The sequence below is a fragment of the Enterobacter cloacae complex sp. SYL001 genome (assembly GCF_049237025.1).
Lineage (GTDB): Bacteria > Pseudomonadota > Gammaproteobacteria > Enterobacterales > Enterobacteriaceae > Enterobacter > Enterobacter intestinihominis.
Map to the genome: position 1 here is coordinate 39,322 of NZ_JBMKJI010000020.1, position 11,587 is coordinate 50,908.

Sequence of the window (11,587 nt, forward strand, 5' to 3'; positions counted from 1 at the left end):
CCCATCCGGGAACTTGCTTCCCGGTGGGAAGCACTTCCTTTTTAGTCATGAGGTAGTGTAAATGTTTAAAGAATCTGACCACGTGGAATTTGTTAGTGCCTTTCTTTATCAAAATTTAGGCCTTAATGTTCCCGCTGACGATATAACCGTTCAATTATCTGATACTTCGTTCGACAAAGTAACCTTTGATTACGATGTAGATATCGATAATTTAAATTGTATGTTGGATCTCTACATATCTGAACTAATAAAGCACAACGCATCTTACTCCGATTCTATTCTTTTGAAACAAAAAATAATTTATTTTCTTGGAGTATTTAAGAATTTCGGATTTTTTACGTTTGATATTCGCGGATATAGTAATACTTTAAGCCCAGTTAAAGTTATTGATATTGTTTCAATGATTATTAATGACTGTGAAGAGTTATCTAAAGCTAATTCTTCTACTGATGCTATAAGAAATCTTTATCTCGATAAAATGAAGGTGGATGGGAAAGTGTTAGTTGCGAAATTTGCACTTAAACAGTTTTTTCATTCCGACTTTGGTGACTTTATCTCATTTGTCGAGAAAAGAATTACAGATTGTCTTAATGAAACTTTAAGGATTATCAAAGCTGTTGAACATGGCTTTGTACGTGTTGGGCAGCATAAGATTAATCGCCGTATTAATGATGACTTAAAGTTATGCATTGATTTCAATACTGATGATTATCCGGCAAATATGCCAGATATATATATTAAGTTTAACGATACATTTGATGGGAACGGGGCGTTATATTGTGACAATGATGCCCTCATATCCCTCTATACCGATGTTGCTTCAATTATCAATGTGCCGGTGATGATGGAAGTAAGATTGATCAATAAAAGAGGGCGTGTTGTCTGTGATTCTTCGCATTCAACTTACGTATCTCTCGAAAGTAATGACCGATACAGAGTAACTGATCGCACATTACTAATAACTGAAGCTTTTGACGATTTTCGTAACGCGTCTCAATGATCCTTTTGCTTCAGTCCAAAAAAGTAACTTTGGTTGGCTGAAGACACTTGTCTATGACAATGTAAAATCTGTCGCTGGCATCTTCTTTTAGCTTAACCAAACTTTTATCTAACCCAGTGGGGAAGTCGCTTCCCTTCTGGGGCACTTCCTCTCAAATTTGAGGTAGTGTATATGACACATTCATCTGATGATAAAAACTATGTCCGAGCAGTTCTGAGCTATCTTGGCATAGATTTTGATGAGGCGGATATAGTATTAAGTGTTTGCCATTGTCAAAGTGACGAGCTTTCTTTTACCTGTAATATCAAAGCTATTGAACTCAAGAATGCTGTTGATTTATATGTCGATAGTATCTCTGAGAATGAAATAGAAGCTTTAAACAGAGAATCTTTAAAATCTCGACTCTGTTACTTTCTTGAGGTGTTTGACGCAGTCTCTGGTCAGTACCTTGAGATTTCAGGAAAACACTTTGCAACTAGCCGTTTTGAATATGATGATGTTTGTAGTGAAGTTCTTAGCATGTCTAATGATGTTTCTCAGTCGAAAGGTTATGACCGGGATGAATATAACAGACTGATGCAGGTTGATGGTCAGGTTATGATTGCCCGTTTTGCTTTGCAACAGTTCTGGGATACTCATTTTATTGGACTAATAACATTTGTATCTGAGTCTATAACATCGAGCCTCTATAAAGCTTATGAAACTTTTAGTGATATAAGTTTGGCTTGCTATAAACTGAGTGAATATTCTTATTCACGCTCTATCAACAGTGAATTGACCCTTAATATTTCACTTAAAGAAAATGACTTCTGTGAGGACCTATCTGATTGCTATATGGAAGATGAGGCTTTACCTTCTGGTAGGGTAATTTCTCGACGCAACAATGACTCCATAATAAGTATTTATGAGAGCTATGCTGCGGCTTCTTATATTCCGATGATTGCATCTTTGGAAGTCGTTGATGAATACGGCGAAGTGGTTACTGACCTCTGCCATACCGTTTATGTTTCAGAGTTAACCGGTGGGCGGATTAAAATCCACGACCGTAATGACTTAGTATCTGAAGTTTTCGATAACCTAAGAAATTTAAATCTTGCAGTTGGAGATTCAGTTTCACAAGCTGCTTGATTCTTTCCCTGATTTTGATTTTTTCTCACATACTCTTATGGCACGGTTTCCGTGCCTTTTTTTTGCCTCGCTTACAAGCGTCTACTCCTCTTCTACCTATCCCACCTTACATCACCACTTAAAATCTATCTTTCTAATTCCATTATCCTTTTCGTAGCCTCTAATGCTCTGGTATGAACATACTCTTTAAACTCAAAAAAGTGCTATTAACGAAAAAAAATCCCTAAAGAGATTTGTATACTGTTCTCAACCAAGGAGAGCTCATGAATGAACTAAAATCCAAAAACGAGAACAGTACCAAAAGCAACTTTCCCCCGGTTGATAATCAGTTTTGCTTTTACCATGTTGATTTCAGCATAGAACGACTACTTTCAACGGCCGAGGATCTCCAGTTTGAGTACATCTTCCAGAAACCTGGAAGTGAAGTAAGAAAGGATTTGGTTGAGCGATTCGAACGTGGAGAGCGCTTTGTTACAGCTTCACACTGTGACAATTTCTGTGAAATCCTTGGTTGTCAAGGCCATCAGGAAAATGCATAAACCCATAAACCTACATTTCCACTTTTAAGGATGTTCACTAAAGAATGATTGGAGAAAGTATTTTTGACTGGGTAATTTACGGAATATCCATTTTGATATTTGCCTCAGCACTAATTGAAGGAAAGACAACTCGCTACCCAGCACTTTTTTTCTATGGGAGTTTAATTTTAATGTTAATCCTGATAGTTGCTGGAGGCCTTAACTGGTGGTTCTACAGGTCAAAATATGGCGCAGTAATCGTTATCTTCACAGTGGTCTCTTTACTGATGACTCGATTCCGCCTGGTCATATATAAATTAAGATTAAGAAAGTTAGTTTCAGAAATCAGATTTCGTATAAAAACGGGTTTTCGTATAATTCTTGTTTTGTCGGATAATGAGGATGAGCGTAATGTTCTGCTGTCTATGCTTAGCAACGTATTGCCAGAGCAAACGCTTATTCACACGCGTGATGCTCTCGGACCTCATTCAGAGCCTATCCTAAAAGCTCTTGAGCTACATCATCAACAGGGAACAGGTTACATACTCGTCTGTGAACAACAAATCTCAGCGCGTACGTGGTTGAGTATCGTAGAAAATGGGAAACCTGATACATCTATAGCTGTTAATTTTCATTCGATCCCAGAAATGGAGTGATTTTTCAATGAGTAGAACCGTTTCACAAAGTGTCACAGAAGATTGTCTTTTTGATACCCGCACACAAGTCAGATTACAACTAAGTCGAAGCGTTCATAAAACGCTGGCATCTGCTAAAGAAATTTTACAGGGAAGGGGGGTTGATTCGGTCTCTATTGAAGATCTTGTGCGAGCCTGTCTTGAAGAGAACCAGCCAATTGATCTAGCCTCACTTTACCTTGAAAATCTCTTAAAACAGAAAGGTACCAGCATTTGCGATTTTTAGTGTTTTCAAACCTATTAGATAAAATGCCGGTTGTGTTTATATAACATCAATAATTTCATGCAACAGGTAAAACATGAGTACTCAAAAGCAACTTTCCAGAACTACCGGCACTGAACGTATGTTTAAGGAAGAGCTGGCGTTATCCTTAATTTGTTGGGTTTTCACCAGTCCTTTTACCAACTGGACCGATAAAGTCTTCAGTGGTATTGAAGTTCCGTCTGAAGGACCGTCATCATTACGGGGTGAGACAGAAAAATTCTTTCGTTTTGTCGTTAATGAAGAAGGCTACGACGCAGGAAGGGCTGCTATTGGTCTTGACCTATGTTGTTTTTCACTTCCGTTGTGTTTGTTCCCGGACGCTGCCCTGTCTGAGGAAGAGGTTATGAGTAAGTTAACCGGAGAAGTTATCCATGGAATTCTTCTTTCCTTACCTGAGTTTATTGATATGCCAGAAGTGCTCGCTTACCAGGTCAGGGATGAAATTCTTGCTTTTAACACTCGCTGTGGAGACGGGATCTTTCATGGTTGGAACACGGCTTCAGAATTGTGGAAGTTTGAAATCTTTCCCCGCACCACCATCATGATGCAGCATACTTCGGCAATACATTAAAATTAGGCGGGGCAGAATGCATAAAAAACTTTTTCTTCTCGAATGGAAACCCTGTCAGAGCCGCGTATGGGCCGGTTGGATGGCCCTGTGGTTGACTATCAGTTTTCTGATGTTATCTGCCTTGCTTATGACAGATCATCTCCTGAACAAAGTCATCCTGCCGCCAACATGGTTGTTGATCTGGTTTTCGCCAATGCTGGGGTTTTTGATAAAAGTTCGCGTCGTCGAAACTCAACATTTCCTGGAGCATGACCTCTGTGTTGCAGGTTTCTCTTTTTACCGCTGGAAGAGGTTAGTTTCTCCCGGGCTTTGGTCAGTTGACTGTATAAATGGTCGTTTTCGCCTCAATCGGATCACCCAGGTGGGTAAGACTATCCACTATCCATGGCGTCTCCATTATCATCCTTTGTTCATGAGCCCTATCGAACATAAATCGCATGCTGTGAAAGCTGTTTCAAAATGACTTCTTTAGAGGTTTACATGACATTTATGTTCTGCAAGGTCAGCCTGGGCAGCAAAATTGATTGGAAATAACATGAGCCTGGAGAAACGTATGAGTTATGACGATTTGCCCTATTTTCGTGACCAGATTCTGGAACGCATCGACTCGCTCAAGTGTTTTCTTTCGAACACCCCCCCGATGATGGCAAACCTGATGACTGTCTCCACCGTATCTAGAACAGAAGAGCGCTTGAAGCAGGTTAAACCCATCAGGGTTAGTATTAAAGACGATGCTTCGGTTGAGGAAATTATTCAGGCACTTACTGACATCTGTGTGGATGACATAGAGTCATTAAGTCATGATTCCACCAAAGTAACCACTAAATACCCGGGTCTAATCATTGTCCCCGAAAGAGCAGATCTTCTCGAAAGCTTGATCACTTCTATAAACGAAGCAAAAAATGATTTTGCTGCGGCAATGAGGCGTATCGATAATAAAAAGAATGTCCGTTTTGATAAAGTGCACAAGAAGCTCCCGGGCCTTGTCGCTATGCACTCAACAAGAAATATCCTTTTCATCAAGTCCCAGCTTAAAAAAGTTACTTTTTCATGGCGGCTAAACCGAAACCAGGAAGTTAAAACAGCAGAGCAACTTGTGAGTTTGTTGGAGCGCAGGAGAGCCTCAGAAGTAAAAAATGTAGCAACTACCAATTTGAATGTCGTGTCTAATATCGATAAGGCTTTACACCGTCTTGAATTTCACCCACTGAAGCAGGGCGAATCTTATCGCCTTTGTCGAACTAACTCTTTCCCTGTTCCGATTGCTCACATTTTTGCATTTAGGCCTGAAGGGCAGGAACGAAACGGGAATAAATATGCTGAGACTGATTATTCAGTAGTAAAAGCATCCTTGCCCATTTTCGCAGCAGGCAACATACCTCAATTAAAAACGCTCTCTGACTGGGCTCCTGAAAACAGCCAGGGTCCGTCCAACCAACGGAAGCTGAGCCTGAAATATACAGAACTCGTGCCGGGGGCTGAGCTGGGCATTTTCATTGTCAGCCCCGAAAATTAAGGAACAACAATGCAATGGATTTCCACAGCCAGCCAGAAAATCGATGAGCGTCTCTATCGTGTCTGCGTCTGGGTAAAAAAATATCACGCTGATGCGATTAACCGCGTTGTGCTAACCGTTGATCTAAGTAAAGCCCGACATGACCCTGACGAGGACCAGGTAAGAGCAGAGCTGCTGTGCGGCCATTATTTTTTGCTTCGTAAGGAAAACGCTTCGAACTCTGCGCCTGACGATCAAAAGTTTGCTTTCCTGCCTGACGGGCGCAATCTGTGTTGGCAGACCGCAACCCCGGTGCTTCAGCATCTCCTACTCAATAAAAACGTTCCTGAGTCGCTGAGGTTGCTTACGGACTACATACATATGCGTCTGGCCAGGCTGACAATGGTACCTATGTCCGGAACCATCATGAACGAGGCTCTGCTGGACAGCATCAGCTGGGTTAAGGTGGATTTGACCTACTTCTGGCAGTACGAACAGCTCAGCTCTCATCTGGGACCCATCCAGATAACCCACAAGGCACTTGTACGCTTCGGGCACCTGGCAAAGAATGATGAAAACTCCAGTGCCATAAGAATTCTGCGTCAGCGTCTGTCTTCAGAATTCTTACAAGAATTTCAGATGGCTGAGGATGAGCTAAAGCGCAAACAGTCGTTGATGGGCACCATGGACGTGAAAATGCTGTTTCATGCTCATTACCCCAGCCAGAAGATGCTGGTGGCTCGATATAAAAATGGTTGGGTAATGGTGGATTGTTTTCTGTTTCACCATACCAAACCTAAGAAAAAAGCAAAAAACAAAACTACTGTGGCTAAGCCTCAACTTAAACAGACTAAAAGAGAAGGGAGTGAAAATGGAACTGGGCATTATGGTGTGCATCGTGTTGTTACTCTCAGTGGCGGCGGCGTGGATCAGTAATAAGACAGTTGATTTGCTCGAAAGATTCTATTTCAAGCGTCCGCTGAGCATGGAGTACGCGGCATGGCTACGTGTAATGTGTGCAGGCTTGTTATTAGTTTTTATTCAGGTTGCTCCCCAATTTACACTCCTGTATACCCTTAAACTTGTCACGCTTATTAATCTTGGAATCCAGACAATGAAATTAAATGGCGTGTACAAATATAAAAGGACGGGAATTTTGCCTCCGGGAGGGGCACTCTCTAATCTCACCAGACTTAACCCGTTCAAGAAAAAATAAAGTTATGCGCCCGTGAGGGCGCTATTCATCAAAGGCATTTCGCATAAGCTTGATCATGGCTTTTTTACCAGCTTCAATATTGCGAATGTAGCGCATAACCATTTCTTCATTCGACCAGTTCCCCATTTCCATAATCTGTGGTAGCGAGTAACCTTCAATATCCAGCTGTATCGCACCGCCTACACGAACGCTGTGCCCTGTCCAGTAACGGGTTTTAGTCTCATTTGGATAAAGCTCATTCCACATTTCTTTAAATGCCCGTAAAAGGGAATTTTTGCTGAGCATACCGGCATCGTCCACAGTGTCTTCCTCATCTTCATCGTTCAGAAGACTTTGTTTAGCACGGTAGGGCAGGTTATGCCGTTTAAGAAGCTCAGATAGCTCATTCCCTTTACTCCGAAGCTTCCAGCCGGGTGGCATATAGCCTGTATCATGGAAATTTACGGCCTGGAAAAGGTATTCATCCGGATGACTGTGCTGATCCATTTTCACAAGGTTCATCAATCTCAAGAGGCAGTTAGTTAACTGACGTGTCAGCCGGTAGGTAAGAAGTGTACTGATGTTCGTTTTTGTACGGTATACCGTCAGGTTAAATTCACCGGTCATACTATCCAGAGACAGATCTTTCAGACGTATACGGCGAATTTCGGATGAACGGAGCAGTGTTTCAAAGCCTGTCCAGATCAGGCACAGGTCACGAAGCTTACGAACTGAGTTTGTAGTACTGCGTAACTTTATCAGAGCCTTGAGATCGCCAATAAGAAAGGGAGTTGCCTGTTTAGTCGTCTTTCGCTTCCGGGCTTCCGATTGTTTTAAGGCTTCCAGCATGTACCATGCTTCAGACGTAATAATCCCGGGCAGGTTAAGCCCTTTTTTATGGATACTGTTTAAGGCCTGAAGACAGCTGTTTATGCTGCTTCGTGACAATTTGCCTTCAAGATGCCCCATAAACGCCAGCAGAGCTTCCTCAGACACGGGGAGCGAACTTACTGGCCAGTCTGTATGCAACCGGGCATTCGCCTGATACCATTCGTTCCATACTCGTAGCCAGTGCAGATAGGTTTTAGCTGTGTTGTATCTCAGATGGGAAAAGTAACGGATCAAGCGTGAAAGCTGTTTATCATGGTTGCCGAACGTTTCCAGCTGCTGATGCAATTCGCTTTCCGAAAACTGTCTGATCACTGATTGATTCTTCATCCTGCTCACCGGGATACACTGGTTTTATTTACAGTCATTTTAGCACTCATGTACCTGGTTATGAACAGGGTGGAAACAACGAAAAAGGTTGTGAAATCGTTAGGCTTAAGTGAAAAATGATATTAAGATTATCCCTGGCCAGTTGAGGCCTGTCTAAAGAAGGTTGATTATGTCTGACACAAAGCAGTCTTATTTAATGAAATTCCGTAAGTGTAGTTCGTTCGAAACGCTCGAAAAAGTATTTGAAAGGTTATGTGAAAAAAACTCGGGTGTCGCCTCTCTTGAAATTTCTGGTGCTTATGATCATCGTAAAGCTGAACTGACAATGAAAAAGTTATATGACAAAGTTCCTGCGAGTGTGTGGACCTTTGTTCGCGAGTAATTATTGATATTGGCACAACAAAAAGACTGTGTCTGGATTTGAAAATAGTTTATGCCCCTTTCGGGGCTAAAGGCACTGTAATAGCCTGTCTTTTTAACTTTCTTATTAAGTTCGGAGAAAGACTTTAATCATAAGCCAAGCCCACTGCTAAATACATCCGATATTCTCCTTAATTTTAGAAGTTGTGATAAAAGTTACTTTACCTAAACTTCTCTCTCCATATTTGTAAGGCTCTCATTTGATTCTTGTCAAACATTAATCTGGAAAACTAAAAAATCATTTCTTTTAATTCGTTTTACAGAAATCCTCCTCCGTTATTTCGGATATAGTTTGAATAATTATCAAAAACGGGGTGCAGCCATGCGTAAGAGTTACACATTTGGTATTCCATTTGGACTCCAGAGAGAATCAGGACTCTTTTTAGATATTACAGAGGTCAGCCGGGGTATCGACTGTAACTGCATCTGCCCCGCTTGCAAAACTGATCTGTTAGCAAAGCAGGGGGAGGTCAAGCTTTGGCATTTCTCACACAGTACTGCTGTAGCCGGTGACTGTGATGGTCTGATGGAAGCCATCCGGGGAAAAATTATTGAAGTCATCAACGAGCACCAGGTTCTTGGTTTCCCAAATCTTCTCGCTGGCGACGATGGTGGGCCGGTTTCACTGAATGAGGTTATTGGAAGCGGCAGTATGTTCGGAGGCACAGCTGATCTGTTCGTAAAGGTTAATGATTTATGTGTGGCCGTCTTTCTGGACAGGGATCGTAGCATTTCTGCGAAGTTAACCTTTGACCACCTTCATCCTTCCGAAAGAGTTGCCGCATTGCGTATCGATCTTCCAGATATTGAATATGAAATCAGTCAGGTGCAGCTCGGGCGACGTAAAACAACATACAGTGAGTGCATTGAAAGCCTGATCATTGATGAGACCAGTTCCCGGGAATGGCTATATCATCCATTAATGCATGAACTTGAATCTGAACCTCTTCAGGAGTATCGGGGACGGGAGCCTTCAGAGGAAGGGCCTCTTCTTCAGCGCCTTGCTGACTGTAAGATGAAATTGCCTGATATCCTTCCGGGCAGTCATAACGCGTTAGTCAGGTTACAGCAGGATACGATTGTATGTCTGTGTAGGTTAACGGTTCGGGCTTATGACATCGCTCAGACCGATGAATTTCCTTTGTTCCTTCGCTATTTCAGGTTGCACTGCCTGGAAAACAGCGAACATGTCAGTTACGAAAGACTGATCTGCTGGCAGGAAATGATTTCAAAAACCCAGGAAGGCCAGTCCTTGACACAAAACGAACTTGAATATCTTCATGAGATTGTCCGCATCGCCTTATACAATCACCGGCTTAACAATGTCAGTATTTCAGATGTTAAAAACCATGACACAGGAAAGGAGAGCGGCAGGGTAGAGCCACAAAACTATTCACTCTTATAAATAAATTGGGCTTTGCGCATTAAACCCTTGCCGCAGGAGGTGTACCGCATATCCGGCACAGACAGTCAGTTTTTCTGGCAGCTTAAATTTGACACAGCTTAATATAGTGATTCATTAAACAGGTTCAGTATGCTGCCAGAACGTTTTAGTCGTTATGGGCGTCCGTTAGTTTTCTACTAACTGAACGACGACCAGCCTGCCGCCTTCCTCCTTTGACAGAACAAACTGAGCGTTATTCGTCAGTTCAATTTTTTCCCCAATGGCAATCTGTCGTTTATCCGGTAATGACATAAGCCCATTTATGCCTTCATTTACTAACCACCACTGATCGTTATGGAAAACAAAATACCCAACTCGTTTCCTTTGCAAATCGGTTGTACGCTCATTTGGCGCAATGAGGCGATTCACATGCCACGCATAGATTGACTGCCCGCTCCACACCATCAACCGGTGGTCGTCAGGACGATAACTGCCTTCCTTTCGGGAAGAATATAAATTTAGAACCGGTAATTTACCCTTGTATGGCGTACCGCAGTAGGGACAAACCGGCTTTGTCTTACCCGAGAAAACGTACCATTTCTGTTCACACGCCTTGTTCTGGCAGGGCTGTATCAGATCGACTGTTTTAACCAGGGCGCTTTCCCACTCATCGGCGGTCGGGCGTTTAGTGGCATCGTGTAAGCCATCTATAAAGGCGCGCTCAAACAAAGGTGTCAGATAAGGGCCCATGATGGTGTAAGGAATTTTCTCCGGGTCAGCCCAGGGCAGTGAAAAGGACGATAGCTGACTGACTTTGACTGCATTGCTTTTGTCTGTCGGATGTTCAATGAAGAGTGCCTTCTCACCCATAGATAAGGTCTCATCACGTACTTCATCCGACATGTCATGTATTTTTCCGCCACGTAGCGGATGACGGAAGAACAGATACATGTAGATAAGCACCGACAGCGCATGACGGTCAGTAGTAATGCTTGGCAATACGCGGTTCGGATCCTCTTTGGAAAGATGACTGGTTTTCACCACTTCCGGAGCGATAAAATCCGGGGTGCCCACCACGTCGGGAGGATACTTTCCAGGGACAACCAGGCCGTCTACGTCAATGATGCAGGCATGTCCCATTTCTGGATCGATAAGCACGTTTTTATAGCTTAGATCGCTGTGACAGAGACCTGCCGCATGCATCCTTCTGACGGCTCTTGTCAGCAGCAGACAGACCTTGAGATAGGTAAGCGTATTGCCTCGTTCACGTGGGTCGAGAAATTTGTTCTGGTTGCTGGCGCTGGCAAACCATTTGCCTTCCTTTTCACGACCTTTTATGCCAAGAAAATCATCGTTTTTAGAGCCGTATTTAAAGAAAAAGTAGCTTTTGTAGGTTGGAACCACGATGCCGATTTTATGCCCATGCTCAACAACATGGGTCGGCCAGCAAAACAGGTCCTTCCAGTATTCACCTCCGGACTGGCCAAAAATGTTTTGCCTGTAGCGTCCGGTGATCATATCAATCCGATCCCGGGCCTGCTCGTTCTGCGGTTTATGATAAAAAGCGACGACGTATGATTTATCAGGCGAAAAGTAAACATCCTTCATCGAGCCCGAACCAATTACCTCGTCAACATACTGGACTGTTTCGCCGTCCTTTGTTTTGCACGTAACGATATTTGCCATATTGATCACCGA

13 protein-coding genes are annotated in these 11,587 nt (G+C 42.7%); 11 read left to right on the top strand and 2 right to left on the bottom strand.

Translation table 11 applies throughout. From position 1 onward, the window contains the following. Positions 1 to 61: 61 nt before the first annotated feature. From ACOTZP_RS17000 to ACOTZP_RS17040, 9 genes are all read left to right on the top strand, one after another. The gene (locus ACOTZP_RS17000; RefSeq protein WP_000472041.1) at positions 62 to 1,000 is read left to right on the top strand and encodes a hypothetical protein; all 939 of its coding nucleotides are present in this window, start codon (positions 62 to 64) and stop codon (positions 998 to 1,000) included. Between the two features lie 171 nt (positions 1,001 to 1,171). Next, complete coding sequence (locus ACOTZP_RS17005) at positions 1,172 to 2,128, top strand: hypothetical protein (RefSeq protein ID WP_000149830.1); 957 nt, start codon at positions 1,172 to 1,174, stop codon at positions 2,126 to 2,128. 263 nt (positions 2,129 to 2,391) lie between these two features. Further along, positions 2,392 to 2,667 (top strand): hypothetical protein, encoded by a 276-nt coding sequence (locus tag ACOTZP_RS17010; RefSeq protein WP_001004200.1) that lies wholly within the window; start codon positions 2,392 to 2,394, stop codon positions 2,665 to 2,667. Between the two features lie 44 nt (positions 2,668 to 2,711). Then, entirely contained in the window at positions 2,712 to 3,302 is a 591-nt protein-coding gene (locus ACOTZP_RS17015) for a hypothetical protein (RefSeq protein ID WP_000578891.1), read from the top strand. 7 nt (positions 3,303 to 3,309) lie between these two features. Next, on the top strand, positions 3,310 to 3,567 hold the full coding sequence (locus tag ACOTZP_RS17020; RefSeq protein ID WP_001371933.1) for a hypothetical protein: 258 nt from the start codon (positions 3,310 to 3,312) through the stop codon (positions 3,565 to 3,567). Positions 3,568 to 3,640: 73 nt separating this feature from the next. Continuing rightward, entirely contained in the window at positions 3,641 to 4,177 is a 537-nt protein-coding gene (locus tag ACOTZP_RS17025) for a hypothetical protein (protein WP_000107167.1), read from the top strand. A 16-nt stretch (positions 4,178 to 4,193) separates the two neighbouring features. After that, a complete protein-coding gene (locus tag ACOTZP_RS17030; RefSeq protein ID WP_000549069.1) occupies positions 4,194 to 4,640 on the top strand; it encodes a hypothetical protein in 447 nt (148 codons plus the stop codon). A gap of 90 nt (positions 4,641 to 4,730) precedes the next feature. After that, entirely contained in the window at positions 4,731 to 5,693 is a 963-nt protein-coding gene (locus tag ACOTZP_RS17035) for a DNA replication terminus site-binding protein (protein WP_000119428.1), read from the top strand. A gap of 9 nt (positions 5,694 to 5,702) precedes the next feature. Then, on the top strand, positions 5,703 to 6,608 hold the full coding sequence (locus ACOTZP_RS17040; protein WP_001198595.1) for a hypothetical protein: 906 nt from the start codon (positions 5,703 to 5,705) through the stop codon (positions 6,606 to 6,608). Between the two features lie 301 nt (positions 6,609 to 6,909). Here the strand turns inward: ACOTZP_RS17040 and ACOTZP_RS17045 are convergent, their stop codons facing one another. Beyond that, positions 6,910 to 8,085, bottom strand: coding sequence for a tyrosine-type recombinase/integrase (locus tag ACOTZP_RS17045; RefSeq protein ID WP_000795949.1), 1,176 nt, complete (start codon positions 8,083 to 8,085; stop codon positions 6,910 to 6,912). A gap of 169 nt (positions 8,086 to 8,254) precedes the next feature. Here ACOTZP_RS17045 and ACOTZP_RS17050 point away from each other — a divergent pair, with 169 nt between their 5' ends. After that, positions 8,255 to 8,467 carry an Hha/YmoA family nucleoid-associated regulatory protein gene (locus ACOTZP_RS17050; RefSeq protein ID WP_001285422.1) on the top strand — a complete coding sequence of 71 codons (213 nt, stop codon included), beginning with the start codon at positions 8,255 to 8,257 and terminating at the stop codon, positions 8,465 to 8,467. A 360-nt stretch (positions 8,468 to 8,827) separates the two neighbouring features. Then, positions 8,828 to 9,910, top strand: a complete 1,083-nt coding sequence (locus tag ACOTZP_RS17055) for a hypothetical protein (RefSeq protein ID WP_001232447.1) — start codon at positions 8,828 to 8,830, stop codon at positions 9,908 to 9,910. A gap of 165 nt (positions 9,911 to 10,075) precedes the next feature. Here the strand turns inward: ACOTZP_RS17055 and ACOTZP_RS17060 are convergent, their stop codons facing one another. Next, positions 10,076 to 11,575 (bottom strand): helix-hairpin-helix domain-containing protein, encoded by a 1,500-nt coding sequence (locus ACOTZP_RS17060; protein WP_001284318.1) that lies wholly within the window; start codon positions 11,573 to 11,575, stop codon positions 10,076 to 10,078. Between the last annotated feature and the right edge of the window lie 12 nt (positions 11,576 to 11,587).